At 62.8% G+C, this 18,338-nt stretch carries 15 protein-coding genes, 1 tRNA gene and 1 pseudogene; 8 read left to right on the top strand and 9 right to left on the bottom strand.

Annotation, left to right across the window (positions count from 1 at the left end; all coding sequences use genetic code 11):
* Positions 1-16 precede the first annotated feature (16 nt).
* On the top strand, positions 17-787 hold the full coding sequence (locus ACYU8T_RS08020; RefSeq protein WP_461159047.1) for an SDR family NAD(P)-dependent oxidoreductase: 771 nt from the start codon (positions 17-19) through the stop codon (positions 785-787).
* A gap of 94 nt (positions 788-881) precedes the next feature.
* Here the strand turns inward: ACYU8T_RS08020 and ACYU8T_RS08015 are convergent.
* Positions 882-1,453 (bottom strand): annotated as a pseudogene (locus ACYU8T_RS08015) (type 1 glutamine amidotransferase domain-containing protein).
* A gap of 118 nt (positions 1,454-1,571) precedes the next feature.
* Between ACYU8T_RS08015 and ACYU8T_RS08010 the strand changes: the two are divergent.
* Both ACYU8T_RS08010 and ACYU8T_RS08005 read left to right on the top strand, forming a co-directional pair.
* Positions 1,572-2,690, top strand: coding sequence for a DNA topoisomerase IB (locus ACYU8T_RS08010; protein WP_461159046.1), 1,119 nt, complete (start codon positions 1,572-1,574; stop codon positions 2,688-2,690).
* Between the two features lie 33 nt (positions 2,691-2,723).
* Positions 2,724-3,293, top strand: coding sequence for a DUF1003 domain-containing protein (locus ACYU8T_RS08005; RefSeq protein WP_201514701.1), 570 nt, complete (start codon positions 2,724-2,726; stop codon positions 3,291-3,293).
* Between the two features lie 60 nt (positions 3,294-3,353).
* Here ACYU8T_RS08005 and ACYU8T_RS08000 read toward each other — a convergent pair.
* Positions 3,354-3,428 (bottom strand) — tRNA-Val (locus tag ACYU8T_RS08000).
* A 127-nt stretch (positions 3,429-3,555) separates the two neighbouring features.
* On the opposite strand from ACYU8T_RS08000, the gene ACYU8T_RS07995 reads away from it, so the two are divergent.
* Positions 3,556-4,890, top strand: a complete 1,335-nt coding sequence (locus ACYU8T_RS07995; protein ID WP_461159045.1) for a dicarboxylate/amino acid:cation symporter — start codon at positions 3,556-3,558, stop codon at positions 4,888-4,890.
* A gap of 7 nt (positions 4,891-4,897) precedes the next feature.
* On the opposite strand, the gene cpdR is transcribed toward ACYU8T_RS07995, so the two are convergent.
* Positions 4,898-5,275, bottom strand: coding sequence for a cell cycle two-component system response regulator CpdR (gene cpdR, locus ACYU8T_RS07990; protein WP_097092082.1), 378 nt, complete (start codon positions 5,273-5,275; stop codon positions 4,898-4,900).
* A gap of 147 nt (positions 5,276-5,422) precedes the next feature.
* Here cpdR and ACYU8T_RS07985 point away from each other — a divergent pair, with 147 nt between their 5' ends.
* Positions 5,423-6,316, top strand: a complete 894-nt coding sequence (locus ACYU8T_RS07985; protein WP_461159044.1) for an N-formylglutamate amidohydrolase — start codon at positions 5,423-5,425, stop codon at positions 6,314-6,316.
* A gap of 70 nt (positions 6,317-6,386) precedes the next feature.
* Here ACYU8T_RS07985 and ACYU8T_RS07980 read toward each other — a convergent pair whose 3' ends face one another.
* Entirely contained in the window at positions 6,387-7,691 is a 1,305-nt protein-coding gene (locus tag ACYU8T_RS07980) for a sugar MFS transporter (RefSeq protein WP_097092081.1), read from the bottom strand.
* Between the two features lie 165 nt (positions 7,692-7,856).
* Between ACYU8T_RS07980 and ACYU8T_RS07975 the strand changes: the two genes are divergently transcribed.
* The gene (locus tag ACYU8T_RS07975) at positions 7,857-8,951 is read left to right on the top strand and encodes an aldose epimerase family protein (protein ID WP_461159043.1); all 1,095 of its coding nucleotides are present in this window, start codon (positions 7,857-7,859) and stop codon (positions 8,949-8,951) included.
* 3 nt (positions 8,952-8,954) lie between these two features.
* A complete protein-coding gene (locus tag ACYU8T_RS07970) occupies positions 8,955-9,812 on the top strand; it encodes an SMP-30/gluconolactonase/LRE family protein (protein ID WP_461159042.1) in 858 nt (285 codons plus the stop codon).
* Here ACYU8T_RS07970 and ACYU8T_RS07965 read toward each other — a convergent pair.
* Together ACYU8T_RS07965 and ACYU8T_RS07960 are read right to left on the bottom strand one after the other, a co-directional pair.
* The gene (locus ACYU8T_RS07965) at positions 9,809-10,798 is read right to left on the bottom strand and encodes a LacI family DNA-binding transcriptional regulator (RefSeq protein WP_461159041.1); all 990 of its coding nucleotides are present in this window, start codon (positions 10,796-10,798) and stop codon (positions 9,809-9,811) included. The two genes, ACYU8T_RS07970 and ACYU8T_RS07965, sit on opposite strands and share 4 nt — an antisense overlap.
* 242 nt (positions 10,799-11,040) lie before the next feature.
* Positions 11,041-11,703 carry a protein-L-isoaspartate(D-aspartate) O-methyltransferase gene (locus ACYU8T_RS07960; protein ID WP_461159040.1) on the bottom strand — a complete coding sequence of 221 codons (663 nt, stop codon included), beginning with the start codon at positions 11,701-11,703 and terminating at the stop codon, positions 11,041-11,043.
* A 169-nt stretch (positions 11,704-11,872) separates the two neighbouring features.
* On the opposite strand from ACYU8T_RS07960, the gene ACYU8T_RS07955 reads away from it, so the two are divergent.
* Positions 11,873-14,572, top strand: a complete 2,700-nt coding sequence (locus tag ACYU8T_RS07955; protein WP_461159039.1) for a GAF domain-containing hybrid sensor histidine kinase/response regulator — start codon at positions 11,873-11,875, stop codon at positions 14,570-14,572.
* Positions 14,573-14,751: 179 nt separating this feature from the next.
* Here the strand turns inward: ACYU8T_RS07955 and ACYU8T_RS07950 are convergent, their stop codons facing one another.
* Genes ACYU8T_RS07950 through ACYU8T_RS07940 form a run of 3 tightly spaced genes read right to left on the bottom strand, consistent with a single transcriptional unit; the run spans position 14,752 to position 18,277 of the window.
* A complete protein-coding gene (locus ACYU8T_RS07950) occupies positions 14,752-15,510 on the bottom strand; it encodes a FadR/GntR family transcriptional regulator (protein WP_461159038.1) in 759 nt (252 codons plus the stop codon).
* 18 nt (positions 15,511-15,528) lie between these two features.
* Complete coding sequence (locus ACYU8T_RS07945; protein ID WP_461159037.1) at positions 15,529-16,458, bottom strand: Gfo/Idh/MocA family protein; 930 nt, start codon at positions 16,456-16,458, stop codon at positions 15,529-15,531.
* A gap of 16 nt (positions 16,459-16,474) precedes the next feature.
* Complete coding sequence (locus tag ACYU8T_RS07940; protein ID WP_461159036.1) at positions 16,475-18,277, bottom strand: IlvD/Edd family dehydratase; 1,803 nt, start codon at positions 18,275-18,277, stop codon at positions 16,475-16,477.
* Positions 18,278-18,338 lie beyond the last annotated feature (61 nt).

The following is an 18,338-nucleotide window of genomic DNA, read 5'->3' as shown; positions in this document are numbered from 1 at the left end:
ACGGGAAGGGGAAGACATGGACCTGCACCTTGAAGGAAAGACAGTCGTCATTACTGGCGGCACCCGTGGCATCGGCCGGGCGACAGCCGAGCTATTTGCAGCCGAGGGATCGAAGGTCGGGATCTGTGCGCGCAATGCCGATCATGTTGCGGCCGCTCTCAAAAAGCTTGAGGCGTACGGCGTTCCAGCCTTCGGAGCGCCGGTCGATATTACCGATGGTTCGGCACTGCGGGCATTTATCCATGAGGCTGCCGAGGCGCTGGACGGTATCGACATGTATATCGCGAACGCCAGCAGCATCGCTTCCGGCAATGGGGAAGCGGAATGGCGATTGGCGTTCGAATCGGATGTGATCGGCGCGATTGCCGCTGCCGAAGTGGTGATCCCCTATCTGGAGGCTGCGGCCGCCGCAAAGGGGGATGCCTCATTCCTGACCATATCTTCGATGGCGTCCACCCAAGTCGGAGGACCTGACGCCTACTCGGCGATGAAGGCCGCACTGACCAACCTGACAAAGGGATTTGCACGCCAATATGCGCCCAAGAAGGTCCGCTTCAACACCATCTCCCCAGGCATGATCTATGACGAAGACGGCAGCGTCGGCCGCCTGCGCGCGGAACGGCCTGACTATTTCAACGCGATGCTGGCATTACATCCCACCGGCCGGATGGGAGTACCCGACGAAGTCGCCGCGACGGCCCTCTTCCTGTCCAGCCCCCGGTCGAGCTTCACCACCGGCGCGAACTTCGTCATCGACGGCTCGATGTTCACCCGCGTGAATTATTAGCGCGTCCAGCGTTGAAGGGGTTCGCGGATCAAGCTCGCACCTCGTCGCGATGTTGATGCTGCGACAAAAGATATCTGCTGACACTAGATAGACCTTAAGTGCTCTCTCCCCCTTCGGCATGCTTGCCCTCGCTGATCTCCTCGATCAGCTTCGCGCAGAAGGCGGGGAGGTCTTTCGGATTGCGGCTCGTCACCAATCCCTTGTCCACCACGACCTCCTGATCGATCCATGTTCCGCCGGCGTTGCGGATATCGGTCTGGAGCGTTGGGAAAGAGGTAAGCGTCCGTCCCTTGACAACATCCGCCTCAACCAGTGTCCAGGGCGCGTGGCAGATTGCGGCGACAGGCTTGGATTGATCGAAGAATGCGCGGACGAAGGCGACGACCTCCTTCGATCCCCGTAGCTTGTCAGCGCCTACCGATCCGCCGGGAATGACCAACGCGTCAAAATCTTTGGCGGAAACCTCGCCGATCGCCCTGTCGACGGGGAAGGTTGCCCCGGGGTCGAGATCATTGTTGACCGCCTGCGCCTCGCCCGCTTCCAGGCTGATCACCGTGACTGTGTGCCCCCCGCTTGCTCCACCGCTGCCTTCGGCTGCGTAAATTCCGGCTCTTCCGTCCCGCGCGGCGCAATGAGAATGGCGATCTTCTTGCCTTCGAGTGTCATCGGTGGATTCCCTTCACATGATCGCGTTTCAGCGCTCTTGAACGGTTGAGTTTTCGGTTAGTGCCGCGGTTATTTCAGATTGCGGGAACCGGCGCCTCATCCCAGGCGATTTCCGTCCATGAACCTTGAAACCTCGCCGATCGTCCCCGATGACAACGAAAATGGCGCGATTGTGGACGCGCGAGAAGCTGCGGAAGTGGCTGGGCTCGTTTACACAAGCGATGAAGAAGAGGGCGTCAGGCGGATCAAACGAGGGAAGGGGTTCCAATATCGCCGGGCGGATGGAAGTGCGGTTCGCGATGCGGAAACCCTCGCGCGCGTTCGCAAGCTTGCTATTCCGCCAGCCTACACCGACGTCTGGATATGCGCGGACGCCAATGGTCACCTTCAGGCGACGGGCAGGGATGCTAAAGGTCGTAAACAATACCGCTATCATCAAAAATTCCGCGAAATCCGTGACAGCACCAAATATGAGCATTTGCTGGAATTCGCCGCTGCCCTGCCCAGGATCAGAGCTAAGGTGGAAGAGCATCTGAGTTTGAGAGGCATGCCACGCGAGAAGGTGCTCGCCGCTGTCGTCCGCCTGCTTGAGACAACAATGATCCGCGTCGGAAATGCTGATTATGCCAAGCAGAACAAGAGCTATGGACTGACCACCCTGCGCGATCGGCATGTCGATGTGAATGGATCTGAAATGCGTTTCCGGTTCAAGGGCAAGAGTGGGAAGCAATGGCGGCTGACCTTGCGCGACCGTCGTATCGCGAAGATCGTCAAGAACAGCCAGGACCTGCCGGGCCAGCACCTTTTCCAATATATCGATGATGAGGGGGAGCAGCGGGAGGTAACCTCCGGCGATATAAATGGCTATTTGAAGGAAATCTCCGGGCGCGACGTCACCGCCAAGGATTTCCGGACGTGGAGCGGCACGGTGCTCGCAGCGCTGGCGCTTGCTGAACTTGAGAAGGTCGACAGTCAGGCGGCGGCAAAACGAAACATTCGGGCTGCCATCGAGACGGTGGCGGCTCGGCTCGGCAACACGCCGACGGTCTGCCGAAAATGCTACATCCATCCGGAGATATTCGACAGCTATCTGAACGATGCGCTGATCCTGGAGGCGCGGGAGGAGGTGGAAAAAGAATTGCGCGGAGACCTGACACAGCTTTCACCCGAAGAGACCCTGGTTCTCTCGTTTCTCCAGCGCAAACTCTCACCAAAGGATGGAGAGGGGAGGGCCTGAGGTGAACAGGCTCGCTCCTGGGAAGTAGTGACTATGAGCAATCCTCCGGGGCGCGAGCCGGAAGCAGCGGTGACAGTTCCCCCGCCTCAGCCACCTAATCTTTCCGAAGCATTGAAGCGGAACATCGCCGCCCTGGAAGCGCGCCGCCGCGGCGAAGAGCAAAGAGCAAGCATCCAAGAAAAGGCTGCTGAAGCGATAACGCGATTTACCGGCAGCATGCGCTTCGTATACCTCCACATGCTGCTGTTCGGCGCATGGGTGGCGATCAACCTTGGCGTGATTCCTGGCGTGAAGCCATTCGACCCGACCTTCGTCATTCTCGCGACCTGGGCATCGGTCGAAGCCATATTCCTGTCGACATTTGTATTGATCAGCCAGAACCGAGCGGCAGCTGCGGCGGACAAACGAGCTGACCTCGATCTTCAGATCAGCCTGTTGGCTGAGCATGAGATCACCAAGCTCGTGCAGCTGAACTTAGAGGTGGCACAGCATCTGGGAATCAGAAAAGCCGGCGATCCGGTGCTGGACGACATCGCTCGAGACGTAGCGCCGGAGGCCGTCCTGGATGAGATTGAGCAGCAGGACCGGAGGTCAGAGTCCTAGTCCCGCCTCCCTCAGGCAAACAAAAACCCCGCCAGATCCTTGATCTGACGGGGTTTTCGATGGTGGGCGTGGCAAGGATTGAACTTGCGACCCCTGCGATGTCAACACAGTGCTCTACCACTGAGCTACACGCCCACGGGAGTTGCGCCAATAGCGGTGGGTGGTGGGGTGTGCAAGCGGGAAATTCGCTTAAAAGCTAATTCTCTGGACAGAGGGTGTGCAGCCCATATTGTGCGGGGAAACAGGGGGCGGCCGGGCGCGCATGAAGGACATCCACAACGTAGCGGGCGGAGCGACTACGCCGCTGCCCTTTTACCGCCAGCTTTACGTGCAGGTGCTCGCCGCCATCGCGACCGGAGTCCTGATCGGCCATTTTTTCCCCCAGACGGGCGTCGCGCTCCAGCCGCTCGGGGATGCCTTCATCAAACTGGTGAAGATGATCATCGCACCGGTCATTTTCCTCACCATCGTGACCGGTATCGCGGGCATGAAGGAATTAGGCGCGATTGGGAGGGTGGCGGCGAAAGCCTTCGCCTATTTCCTCACCTTTTCCACCCTCGCGCTGATCCTGGGCTTGATCGTCGCGAACGTCGTGCATCCGGGCGCTGGCCTCAATATCGACCCGGCGAGCCTCGATGCGGGAAAGGTCGCCGAATATCAGCAGCAGGCGCATGACCGGACGCTGACCGGTTTCCTGATGGACATCATCCCTTCCACGCTGATTTCGGCCGTCGCGGATGGCCACAACATCCTGCAAGTGCTGTTCGTCGCGATATTGTTCGGCATCGCCCTGACCCTGATCGGCGATAAGGCGGAGCCGCTGATGCAGGTGCTGGACTCCGCCAGCCACGCCATTTTCAAGCTGGTGTCGATCCTCATGAAGGCCGCCCCCATCGGCGCGCTCGGCGCGATGGCCTTCACCATCGGCAAATATGGCGTAGGCGCTCTTGCGAACCTCGCGGAACTGGTCGCGACCTTCTATCTTACCTCACTCTTGTTCGTGCTGGTCGTGCTCGGACTGGTGGCGAGGCTCGTCGGTTTCAATATCCTGCACCTCATCCGCTATCTGAAGGCGGAACTGCTGCTCGTGCTCGGCACCTCTTCGTCGGAAGCCGCGCTGCCCAGCCTCATCGAGAAGATGGAGCGGGCAGGGTGCCGCAAGTCGGTCGTCGGACTGGTGGTGCCGACAGGGTACAGCTTCAACCTTGACGGCACGAACATCTACATGACGCTGGCGGCGCTGTTCATAGCGCAAGCGACCAATGTCGATTTGAGCATAGGTGACCAGATCCTGCTGCTGCTGGTCGCGATGCTGTCCAGCAAGGGCGCGGCGGGCGTCACTGGCGCGGGCTTCATCACGCTCGCCGCCACGCTCTCCATCGTCCCGTCCGTGCCGGTCGCTGGCATGACACTTATCCTCGGCATCGACCGGTTCATGAGCGAATGCCGCAGCCTTACCAATTTCATCGGCAATGCGGTCGCCACCGTGGTCTTGTCCGCATGGGAGAGGGGGCTCGACAGGGAGCGGTTCGCCGCCGCCATGGCAGGAGAAGCGCTGCCGCCGACCCCCGATATGGAAGAAGTCGTCCCCGGCTAAACGGCTTTCAGTTCAGCCCGCTCATGCTGCTGCTGCCGAACATACGATCGATCTCAAGCACCAGGTCGCGCAGGTGGAACGGCTTCGATAGCACCTTGGCCTGCGGCACCGCTTTCCCGGCCTTCAGCGTCACGGCGGCAAAGCCGGTGATGAACATGATCCGCATGTCCGGCGCAACCGTGGCCGCATGCTGGGCAAGCTCGATCCCGTCCATTTCGGGCATCACGATATCGGTCAGCAGCAGGTCGAACTGATCCGTTTCGATATATGGCACCGCCTGCGCGCCGGTCTCGACGGCAACCACCTCATATCCCGATCGCTCAAGCGCGCGGGCGAGGTAGGTGCGCATGCTGTCATCATCTTCGGCCAGCAGAATTCGAACCATGGCTCGGGTCAGTCTCGTCTCTGGCCGGTCTCGGCCGATCTCGTGCGGCACCCCTCGCGGGTGGCGCTGCCAGTCATTATATGCGACAACCAACATATATATCCAGCCGGGTAACCATTTTTGCCGCGCCTTGTGGAAGGAGATGATTTGAGCTATTCCGCACCGCGCGCTCCGGCCGAATCCTTGACTTCGCATGATCTCTACGGACCGGACCGGCCGATCGCCCCGGTGGTTATTTCGGTGCCCCATGCCGGGCGAGCCTATGACCCGGCCTTGTTGAACAGCGCCAGAGTCGCGCCCGATGTGCTGCGGCGGCTGGAGGATCGCTGGGCGGACTTGCTCGCCCACCCCTTGATCGAACGCGGCTATCATGTGCTGGTGGCGCGTGCGCCTCGGGCGATGATCGACCTTAATCGGCATGAGCGGGAAATCGATCCCGCGATGGTGACGGGCCTGCCCCGTGACGCTGCTCTTCAAGGCAGCGCGAAGCTGCGCGGCGGCCTGGGCCTGCTTCCCCGCCGGCTGCCGGGGGCATATGAATTGTGGCAGCGGCCTGTCGGGTGGGAGGAGGTGCGCCGCCGGATCGACACGATCCACCGCCCATATCATGCCACCCTGACCCGCATGATGCGATCCGCGCGAGAGGCGCATGGCCATGCCGTGCTGATCGATCTCCATTCCATGCCGCCGCTTCCCGCAGCCGCCGCCGGGCAACCCGCGCCTACCGCAGTGCTGGGCGATCGCTTCGGCCGGGCGGCATCAGCGCGGCTGATGACGCTGGCGGCCGATGTGCTGGAAGGGCATGGGCTGACGGTGGCGCAGAACCATCCCTATGCGGGCGACCATATGATCGAACGCCATGGGCAGCCGGGCCATGACTTCTACGCCATGCAGGTGGAGATTGACCGCAGCCTCTATCTGGACGCCGCCTTGGACAATCCCGGCCCCGGCCTGCCAGGGATTCAGACGGCTATCGGTTCGTTGGTCGATGCGATCGCCTGCGAAGCGCCACGCGCCGCCTATCCGCTCGCCGCTGAATAGCCGCCCATGCAAAAGGCCGGGGCGTTATATGCACCCCGGCCTCTCCTTTGCTTGGCTCTCTAAACGCGCGTCATTCCAGATGCTGGTCAGGCAGCGCGTGCGTCGGCCTTGAACCCCAAAGCGCGTAGAAGAGGATGTACAGTTCGCAGGCAGCCGTCAGCAGGAAGCTGTTCTGCAGACCGTAATTGTCGGCAAGCCATCCCTGCACGACCACCAGCGAGCCGCCAGCGATCGCCATGATCAGCAGTCCGGAACCTTCCTCGGTCAACGGCCCCAGGCCGCGAATGCCAAGGGTGAAGATGGTCGGGAACATGATCGAATGGCCAAGGCCCACCAGGATCAGCGCCCACATTGCGACGGGTCCGTGGCTGAACACCGCGACAAGCATCACGATGAACGACCCTGTGGCAAAGGCTGCCAACACCTTGCCCGCGTCCACCTTCTGCATGATCGCCGACCCTACGAACCGGCCAACCATCATGCCGCCCCACAGGAAGCTCAGGTAGCGGCCAGCCTGTTCATGAGTCAGATTGGCGATGTCCGGCTGGCTGACGAAGTTCACGAACAGGTTGGCGACGCCGATTTCCGCGATCAGGTAGATGAAGATGGCGGGGATGCCGAAGACCAGATTGCGATGCGACCAGAGTGAGTGCTTCTTCCGTTCCTCCTTGGCCAACCGGGCGGTCGATGATCCCATCGCGGGAAGGGGGAAGCGGGCAATGACGATCGCCAGCACCACCAACACGACGGCAACCAACCCATAGGGCAGAATCACGGATTGAGCATCCGCCAGCCGTTCTGCCGGAGTCAGCACGACGTCGGCGCTCGACGTGCCGCCCTTGGAACGGCCAAGGATCAGATAAGCACCGAACAGCGGCGCCAGCATCGTTCCGGCCGAATTCATCGCCTGCACCAGATTTAGGCGCGAAGATGCGGTTTCAGGCTTGCCGACAACCGCCACATAGGGGTTGGCCGCCACCTGAAGCAGCGTGATGCCGCTCGCGATGATGAACAGCATGGTCAATGTGACGCCATAGGATGGCAGGCTGGCCGCCAGCATCATGCCCAACGCCCCCGCCGCCATGATCAGCAGGCCGATCACCAGCGACTTCTGGTATCCGACACGTTCGATCAGCTTGGCCGAAGGAATCGACGCGACGAAATAGGCGATGAACCATACGGACTCGATCAACGTCGTCTGCGTATAGTTCAGCTCGAACACGCTGCGCAGGTGCGGCAACAACGTGTTGTTGATGACGGTGATGAAGCCCCACATGAAGAACAGGCTCGCCAGCAGCGTCAGTGCAGGCCCGTACCGGGTGGCGGGATGGTCGCCCGCAGTCAGAGTGGCTGATGATGAGGGAGGTGCAGGCATTCATCTTCTCCAACAGGGGCCAACAGGCTTGTGCTGCTTCTATTTGTCCGAGTATATAGCTGCCCGTCGGGCGTCAATATACCCCGGCGGCAGGGGGATCGTATGCAGAGGGGCTGGATCAGCCATGCTTTTCGAACATCATCGTCCTATTGTTTCGCGTGTCTGATGGCAAGCACGTCAGCACTTGCGGCTGAAGCCAGCCGCGCTCCCGCAGGCCAGCTTCCTGACGGTACGGCCATAGAGGCGATCACCCTTTCCAACGGGCACAGCGTGTCGGCCCGCATCCTCACTTATGGCGCGACATTGCAGTCGCTGTCTGGCCCCGATCGGGACGGCAAGCAGGCTGACGTGCTGCTCGGCTATGACGATCTGGCGGGCTATCTGGAGCGACCCGACTTTTTCGGCGTGACGGTCGGCCGCTATGCCAACCGGATCGGACGCGGCCAATTCACTTTGGACGGCCAAAGCTACCAGCTGCCTCTGAATGACAAAGGCAATACGCTGCACGGCGGCGGCAAAGGGTTCGACAAACAGGTCTGGAAGGTCGTGTCGGTCCGCAGCGAACCGCGCCCGGAAGTCGTGCTGTCCTACAGCAGCCCGGATGGCGAGGCGGGCTATCCCGGCCAGCTCGGCACCCGGATCAGCTATGCATTGGACGAAAGCGGCGGCCTGACCATCAGTTTCGAAGCGCAGGCGAGCAAGCCGACCATCGTCAACCTCACCAACCACGCCGTCTTCAATCTGGCGGGCGAAGGCGCACCGGGCGGCGCCCTCGGTCATCTGCTGACGATACCCGCCAAGGCTTATACGCCCGTCGATGCGGGACTTATCCCTACTGGTGAGATCAGGCCGGTCGCGGGAACGCCGTTCGACTTCCGCTCGCCTCGCCGCGTGGATGGCGCCGTGCGCGCCGGCGCCGATCGGCAGATCAGTTTCGGGCGCGGCTATGATCATAATTGGGTGCTGGACAAGGGGCGGACGGCGACGCCGGAGCTGGCTGCGCGTCTTGAGGACCCCGCGTCAGGCCGCGTGCTGGAAGTGCTGAGCACGGAGCCCGGACTTCAATTCTATTCCGGCAATTTTCTCGACGGGACATTCCTTGGCAAAAATGATCATCTCTATCGCATGGGGGACGGCTTCGCGCTTGAGCCGCAAAATTTCCCGGATGCGCCCAATCACCCGAACTTTCCCTCGGCCCGGGTCGATCCCGGCAAGCCCTATCGTCACGTCATGATCTATCGCCTTTCGGTAAAGCGCTGAATCATGGCGCAGTGGCAACTCATCACGCGCGACATTCGCGACAAGCTGGGCGAGGGGACGCTCTGGTCCGCGCGCGACAATGCGGTCTATTGGACCGACATCATCGCCCCCGCGCTCAATCGCCTTTCCCTGACGGATGGCAGCATCGACCGTTGGACGATGCCGGAGCCGATCGGCTGGGTTGTCGAGCGGCAGGGCGGCGGCTTCATCGCTGGCCTGCAAAGCGGTTTTGCGCGGCTTTCCCTTGATCCGCTCACGCTTGAGCCGTTCGGCGATCCTGAACAGCATCTGCCTGGCAACCGCATGAACGATGGCAAGGCCGATGCGGAAGGGCGCATCTGGTGCGGCACGATGGACATGACGGAGGCGGAGGACAGCGGCGCCTTTTATCGGCTGGACCCGGACGGCCGCTGGACGCAGATGGACAGCGGCTATCGCGTGCCCAACGGGCCTGCCTTTTCGCCCTGCGGCAATTGGCTTTATCATACCGACAGCGCGCGCCGCACCGTCTACCGCTTCCCCCGTACCGAAGGCGGCGGCCTGTCCGCGCGCGAGGTCTTCATCCAGTTTGGCGACGGAGACGGTTATCCCGACGGCATGACAGTGGACGCCGACGGGCATATCTGGATCGCGCATTGGGGCGGCAGCCGCATCAGCCGCTTCACGCCCGACGGCAAGCTCGACCGCGTCATCGCCTTGCCAGCGCAGCAGGTGACGAACATCTGCTTTGCAGGTGCCGGGCTGGATCGCATGTTCGTGAGTTCGGCGGCTGTCGGATTGCCGGACAGTGACTATGACGGCGGCTTGTTCGAGGTCGATGCCGGTGTGAAGGGCATGCCGACGCCGCTTTACGCGGGCTAGGCGCGGGGCGGCGCGGAACTTTCCCGCCGCACCAGCTCGAAATCGAACTGGGGCGCCTTTGCGGGCCGGTTGATCAGCGCGTCGATGACCGCTGCCCCCATCTGCGCCAGCGGCTGGCGCACAGTCGTGAGCGGCGGCCAGGCGGTGAGGCTCGCGGGCGTGTCGTCGAAGCCGACCACGGAGAGGTCTTGAGGGACCCGCAAGCCCCGCTGCCGCGCCAGTTGCAGAACGCCTAGCGCCATGTCGTCATTGGTCGCAAAGATCGCGGTCGGCGGCTCGGCCAGCCCCAGCAATGTCTCGCCCGCAGCGATCCCCGACGGATAGTCGAACCCGCCCTCCACGAACAGCGCCGCCTCCTCCGCCAGCCCCGCCGCGGCCAGCCCTTCGCGAAACCCGTCGACCCGGTGCGTCGCAGCCTCATGGGCAGGCGGCGGCGTGATGACGCCGATCCTGCGGTGGCCAAGACCTAGCAGGTGATCGGCCACCATCCGTCCCGCCTCCCATTCCGGGGTCACGATATTCAGGCTCTGCGCCCCGTTCGGGCCCGCGATCCGCGCGCAGGGCAACTTCTTCTCCGCCAGCCATTCCAGCACGGCGGGATCGTCGGACAGCGGCGGCGCGAGGAACACGCCATCGGGGCGCAGTGCGGCTGCCAGCCCCTCAAGAATGTCGAACCGCTCCTCGCCCGCCAGCGGGATCAGCTCGACCACCAGATGATAGCCCAGTTCGCGGCACCGGTTGACCGCGCCCGCCTGGATGCCGCTGATATAGCTTGCGACGGGATTGTTGTAGAGAAAGGCGATCATGAATGACCGCCCGCCTGCCAGCCGCCGCGCGGACTGGTTCGGCCGATAGTCGAGTTGCTGTATCGCCGCCGCCACCCGCTCGCGCAGCTGTTCGCTGACATTGGGCGCCTTGTTGACGACCCGAGACACGGTCTTGATGGAAACGCCAGCCAGCGCGGCTACGTCATGGATGCTGGCCATGAAAACCCCGGACCGCGCCCGCTCTGATATGAAAACCCCATGTCATCGCCACCGCATTGGCATGGAAAGCCCACGCAAAACAAGGCCGCGGCTTTTTAAGGGCCGAGAGGAAAAAGGACTTGATCGATCCGCCCAACGCTTTAAGGAAGACAGCGTTGTCATACCTGATGGCAATAAGGTCATCCCGGACAGCTGCAGGCTAACTGCACGAGCATGTGGTTGTCCGGGATGCGCTTTCCCGCTCAGGGATCGGCGTTCGCATCTTTCCAGCCATGCGCGCCGATCAGCGGCACGAACCGCACGGCCTCCAGCACCGTCAGATCGAACTCCTCCTCGTCCTTGCGGATCAGGCGCACAAGCTGCTGTTCGCCGCCATCCCCGACCGGCATCACCAACCGTCCGCCGATCGCCAGCTGTTCGCGCAGCGGCGGCGGCACGCCCGGACCGCCAGCCGCCACCAATATGGCGTCGAAGGGCGCCTTCTCCGCCCATCCTGCGGTGCCGTCGCCCAAGCCGATCGACACATTGTCATAGCCAAGCGCCTTCATCCGCCTCTCCGCCAGCGCAGCCAGTTCGGCGATACGCTCGACCGCGAAGACATGCGCGGCAAGGCGGCTCATGACCGCCGCCGCGTAGCCGGAGCCCGCACCCACCTCCAGCACCCGATCCTCCGGACTGATCGCCCCTGCCTCTATCATCCGCGCGACGATATAGGGCTGCGAAATGGTCTGGCCCGCCTCGACCGGCAAGGGCCTGTCCTCATAGGCCAGGCTTCGGACATCTTCCGGAACGAAGCGCTCGCGCGGCACGGCCCGCATCGCTGCCCACAGCCGGAGATCACCCACGCCCCGGCGGATGATCTGTTGCTCGACCATCATCTGGCGCAGGCGCGCGCAATCCGCCATGCCGCCTCCTGACCGCTCCTGCGAGCCGCCGAATCACGCCCGCCGTTCGACGAAGATCATATCCTCTAATGACCTTCCAAGCGCTCGCCTTTGTGCGCCAACGCCTTAACCTCGTTTAGCCAACTTCCGCGAGGCGGAGTTGTTGGCGGTTCAATAACAAGGCGTTATGATGTGCTTCAGATTTTCGCCGAGGCCGCCCCGATTGGACATGCTGGTGCCCGCCCATGAGGCGTCCCAACGATGGACGCCGTTGTTCGCAGCAGCGGAGAGGTTGGCGAACGCCCGATCGCTCGACGATGTCGTTGAGGTCGTGCGCACGGCGGCGCGCGTTATCGCCGGGGCGCAGGGCATCACCTTCGTCAGGGCAGACGGCGACGACTGCCTCTATGTCGCGGAAGATGCCATCGAGCCCCTTTGGGCGGGGCAGCGATTCCCGCAATCGGCCTGTGTCTCAGGTTGGGTGATGATGCACGGGGAAACAGCCGTCATCCCTGATATCTTCACTGACCCGCGCGTCCCTCATCATCTGTACGAACCCACTTTCGTGCGCAGCATGGTGATGACTCCGGTCGAAACCGGGTCGCAGCCGATGGCGATCGGCGCTTATTGGGCGCGCGCGGATGCGCCGGATGAATTTTCGATCGCCTTGCTTGAGCAGCTTGCTCGTCTGGTCGGGGCGGCCGTCCGCAACGTGTCGCTTCAGGCATCGTTCGAAATCGTCAATCGCATAGGCGCGACCGTCGCTGCCGAACCGAATCTTGACTTGGTCGTACAGACCATCACGGACGCCGCCGTAGAGCTGACCGGCGCGGAATTCGGCGCCTTCTTCTATAATCTGATCGACCAGAATGGTGAGAGCTACATGCTCTACAGCCTGTCCGGTGTTCCGCGGGAGGCCTTTGCGGGCTTTCCCATGCCGCGCAATACCGCCGTTTTCGCCCCTACCTTCATGGGAGAGGGGATCGTGCGGTCCGATGATATCAAGCAGGATGCGCGCTACGGGCATAATGCCCCCCACAAGGGCATGCCTGCCGGTCACTTGCCCGTCACCAGCTACCTTGCGGTGCCTGTCATTTCGCAAAGTGGCGAGGTTCAGGGCGGCCTCTTCTTGGGCCATCATCTGCCGGGCCGCTTCACCGTCGAACATGAAAAGGTCATGGCTGGCGTCGCGGGCCACGCGTCGATCGCCATCGATAATTCGCGCCTCCATCACAAGGCGCAGCGGGAAATCGCCGCCCGCACCGTGGCGGAAGGGGAATTGCGCCAACTCAACGCCACGCTCGAACAAAGGATCGAACAACGTACCGAGCAGATCCAGGCCGCCTTCCGCGAACTGGAGCAGAGCGAGCGGCGTTTCGGCCTGCTGGTTCAGGGCGTCACCGACTATGCCATGTGCATGCTTGATGCGGACGGCACGATCACCAACTGGAATGCCGGGGCGGAGCGGATCAAAGGCTATCTCGCCTATGAAATTGTCGGGCGGCATTTCTCCTGCTTCTATACCGATGCTGATCGGGAAGCGGGCATGCCCGCGCGCACGCTGGAGGTCGCGTCCACCACTGGGCGGTTTGAGGCTGAGGGCTGGCGCGTGCGCAAGGATGGCTCTCAATTCTGGGCGAATATCGTCGTCGATGCGATCCATGACCATCAGGGCCGCCTGATCGGCTTTGCGAAGGTCACGCGCGATCTCACCGAAAAGCGTGCGGTCGAGGAGCAACTGCGTCAGGCGCAGAAAATGGAGGCGGTGGGGCAACTCACGGGCGGCATCGCGCACGACTTCAACAATCTGCTGACCGTCATCAACGGCAATATCGAACTGGCCGAGCGCAGTCTGGAAAAAGGATCGGACTCGGCGAGGATCAGCCGCGCCATCGCCAATGCACGGCAAGGCGCAGAACGTGCCGCGTCGCTCACGCAGCGGCTGCTCGCCTTTTCCCGGCGGCAACCCTTGTCGCCAAAGCCTTTGCATCTCGATCGGGTCGTTGAAGGCTTGTCCGATCTCATGAAACGGGCCCTGGGCGAACTCGTCCAGCTTCAAACGGTCACCGGACCGCATCTGTGGCCGGTGGAGGCGGACCCCAACCAAATCGAAAGCGCGCTGCTGAACCTCGCCGTCAACGCGCGCGACGCGATGGGCGACGGCGGCACTTTGACGATCGAAACCGCCAACGCGCATCTCGACAGCGGATACGCTGCTGCCTGTGGCGACGTCACTCCCGGCGATTATGTCATGGTCTCGGTCAGCGACACGGGCACCGGAATGGCGCCGACCGTCCTGTCGCGCATCTTCGAACCTTTCTTCACCACCAAGGAAATCGGCAGAGGCACGGGGCTCGGCCTCAGCCAGGTCTATGGCTTCGTCAAGCAGTCGGGCGGCCATGTCGAAGTGCTGTCGGAGCAGGGGAAGGGCACCACCGTCAAAATCTACCTGCCGCGCTTCACCGGGGAAGCGGAAGGTCCGACGGAAGAAAGGGCAGTGACGCACGACCCGTCCGCCAATGGCGAAACCATATTGGTGGTGGAAGATGACGATGGCGTGCGGGCCTATTCGGTCGAAATCCTGAGAGAGCTTGGCTATCGACCTCTGGAGGCCGCCGACGGCCTCTCCGCCTTACGCCTGATCGAAGCGGACGACCAGCCAATCGACCTGCTTTTCACGGACGTCGTCATGCCCGGAATGTCCGGCCAGGAGCTAAGCGACAAAGCGCTGGCGCTAAGGCCAGGGCTCAAGATTCTCTACACCAGCGGCTACACCCGCGAAGGTTTCCTGCGCGATGGAAAGCTGGACCCCGACATCGCCTTGCTGGCGAAACCCTTTACGCTCCAGGAATTGGCAAGCCGCATCCGGAACCTGATCGATCAGGGCTGATCAGGTCTGCGACAAAACCACGCCCAAAAAAGCCCACCCCCATTGCCGTCATCCCAGCGAAAGCTGGGATCTCAGTCGGGGAAGCGCCATCCCACCCAGATTCCAGCTTCCGCTGGGATGACGTCAAATATTGACACCAGGGCGTCACGCCCATTCAACCTCCACTCCGACAGTACCGCTCAGGAACCCGCCACCGGCTCCAAAAGCGCAATATCCATATCCGCCAGCGCCAGCCGCAACAGCTCACTCATCGCCGCTCGCGCACCCTCCGCATCGCCCGCCGCAATCGCGTCGAACACCGCCCGATGATCGGCAAAGGGATCACGCGGGGGTGACTTCCTGCGCTGCTTGAATGTCGTGGTCCAACTGACCGCGGCTCCAACCGAACTTGCCAGCGCAGCCAGCGCGTCATTCTGCGTCGCGGCGAGGATGGCGTGGTGGAAACGCTGGTCGGCGGCGCGTCCTTCTTCCGTCGACAGTCCATGGCCGCGCATCTGCGCAAGCGCCTGCTCCATCGCCAAAAGCTGCGAACCGGTGCGCCGCCGTGCCGCCAATTCCGCCGCTGCCGGTTCTATGACGCCGCGCAGTTCGAACAGGTCCCGGATGAAGGCCGCGTCCGGCTCCCCAGCGAACATCCAGGCAAGCATTTCGGGGTCCAGCACATTCCAGCGGCTGCGCGGCAGGACGCGCGTCCCCGCCTTGGGGCGGCTTTCCAGCATGCCCTTGGCCACCAGTATGCGCACTGCCTCCCGATAGGCGGTGCGGGACACGCGCAGCCGTTCGGCCGCCTCTATCTCGCCTTCGAAAACATCGCCCGGCTTGTGGATTCCAGCCACGATCGCGGTGCCGAGCTGCCGGGCAATCGCCTGGTGGATGCGAAGCCCGCCTTCCTCACTGCCGAACTTTCGTTCCGCCGGATGCCGGTCTTCCTTGCCCAAGCTCTGCTCCCCCGCCTTTTAATCCTCGAATGCCGCCGTAGGACAATGCTTGCCGCAAAGGAAGGCGTCAGCCACCAGTTGCAGCGGCATAGTGTCGGCATCGATTGCCCGATCCTTCACCAGCTGGACGAACTGCCGGTACATCTCCGGATATTCGCCTTCTGGCGCCTGCACCATGACTTCGCCGTCCACGGTCAGCTGGTTCCCGCCTTCGGACAGGAGCAGATTGCCATCCTGCGTTTCGACGGCAATGTCCCATGTCTGCTTGCCGGTCTGCCGCCAGTCGAACGCTGCTTCGATGGGCGCGCCCGACGCGCTCGCCATCTTCAGGTTGGCGGCGATCGGCGCCTGCTTGTTGGCGGGCACTTCCAGGCTCGCGGACAGCATAGTTACGGGCTCGGGCATGATCTCGGTCAGGATCGACAGCGCATTGATGCCCGGATCGAACACGCCAAAACCACCTGCTTCCCAAATCCAGGGCTGGCCGGGATGCCAATGCCGCACATCTTCGCGCCACTCGATCGACACGCGCGTGATCTTGCGTTTCGCCATCCATGCCTTGGCATCTGCCACGGCGGCGGCATGGCGGCTGTGCCAGCTTGCATAGATCGTCACGCCCTGCGCGCGCGCCAGGGTGATGAGCGCCTCGACTTGCGTCACCGTCGCGCCGGGCGGCTTTTCCAGGAAGACATGCTTGCCCGCCAGGATCGCCTCGCGCGCGGCCTCGTAGCGCACCTGCGGCGGTTGGCACAGGATCACCGCATCCATGTCGGGTTCGCCCGCCAGCATCGCGTCGAGCGTGGGATAGTTGTTCACGCCATCCGCCTGCGCATTGCGGCTGGCGACCGCCACCAGGTCGATGCCGCCGGTTTGTTCGATCGCGGGCAAATGCTGGTCGCGCGCGATCTTGCCCAGCCCGACCAGCCCCGCCTTGATGATGCCGTTCATGCCGTTCCTCTGCTCTTTAATGATTGTCGCGCGGCAGACCCTGGGTCTGCGCGATCCGCTGGAACTTCTCAGCGCCCTCCAGGATCGCGCCCTTGTCCAGCTGTCCCACTAGCGCGCGCTGGATTTCCTGCCACGGGGTCTGCGACGCCGGATAGGCATAGCCACCCTCCGCCCGCAGCGCCGCGCGCCGCGCCTCCAGTTCCTCGTCGGGGATCAGCACGTTCACCGTCCGCGCCTCCAGGTCCATCCGCACCCGGTCCCCGGTTTTCAGCAGCGCCAGCCCGCCCATCGCCGCCGCCTCTGGCGAGGCGTTGAGGATAGATGGGCTTCCCGACGTGCCCGACTGCCGCCCGTCGCCGATGCAGGGCAGGGCGGACACGCCTTCGGTGATCAGATAGGCAGGCGGGCGCATGTTCACCACCTCCGCCGCGCCCGGATAGCCGATCGGCCCGGCGCCGCGCATGAACATCAGCGTGTCGGGCGTGATGCCGACCGCCGGATCGTCGATCCGCGCATGATAATCCTCCGGCCCGTCGAAAACGACCGCCGGTCCTTCGAAGGCGTTCGGATCGGCAGGGTTGGAGAGGTAGCGCTGGCGGAATTCCTCGCTGATGACGCTCGTCTTCATGATCGCCGCGTCGAACAGATTGCCCGACAGCACCAGGAAGCCCGCTTCTTCCTTCAGCGGCTGGGTGAAGGGGCGGATGACATTTTCGTCCTCGATCTCCACCGCCCGGCAATTCTCGCCCATCGTCCGACCGTTCACCGTCATCGCGCCCTCGCGGATCAGGCCTTGCGCGATCAGCTGCCCCACCACCGCAGGCACGCCGCCCGCGCGATAATAATCCTCGCCCAGATATTCGCCCGCCGGCTGCAGGTTCACCAGCAGCGGCACATGATGCCCCACCGTCTCCCAATCCTTCAGCGGCAATTCGACGCCGACATGGCGCGCGATCGCCGCCAGATGGATCGGCGCGTTGGTCGATCCCCCGATCGCCGAATTGACCATGATCGCATTATGAAAGGCATCCAGCGTCAATATGTCGGAGGGCTTAAGATCCTCCGCCACCATCTCCACGATCCGCTTGCCGGTGCGCCACGCGGCCTCCTGCCGGTCGCGATAGGGCGCGGGGATGGCGGCCGATCCCGGCAACATCATCCCCAGCGCCTCGGCCAGGCTGTTCATGGTCGTCGCCGTGCCCATGGTGTTGCAATAGCCAGTCGAGGGCGCTGAAGAGGCCACCAGCTTGATGAAGCCCTCATCATCGATCTTCCCCGCCGCCAGCAGCTGCCGTGCATGCCAGACGATCGTGCCCGACCCCGTCCGCTGCCCCTTGTACCAGCCATTGAGCATCGGCCCGACCGACAGGGCGATTGCCGGAATGTTCACCGTCGCTGCCGCCATCAGCAGCGCAGGCGTCGTCTTGTCGCAGCCCGTCGTCAGCACCACGCCATCGATCGGATAGCCGTACAAAGCCTCGACCAGCCCCAGATAGGCAAGGTTCCGATCCAGCCCCGCAGTCGGCCGCTTGCCCGTTTCCTGGATCGGGTGGACGGGAAATTCGAGCGCGATGCCGCCCATTTCGCGGATACCCTCGCGAATGCGCTCGGCCAGCACCAGATGGTGGCGGTTGCAGGGCGACAGGTCGCTGCCGGTCTGCGCGATGCCGATGATCGGCTTGCCGCTCCGCAACTCCTCCAGGCTCAACCCGAAGTTCAGATATCGCTCCACATAGAGCGCCGTCATGTCGATATTGTCCGGATTGTCGAACCAGGCGCGGCTGCGCAATTTCCGGTCGGGCTGAGACGAAACGGCCATGAGAGATCCTAAAAAGCACTGAGGCGCGCCACGCATTGACGCTATCGGCTGATCCATATAC

This window comes from Sphingobium sp. TomMM35A, assembly GCF_054771735.1.
The sequence above is the reverse complement of the archived record's forward strand: the minus strand, read 5'-3'. Positions and strand labels throughout refer to the sequence as shown.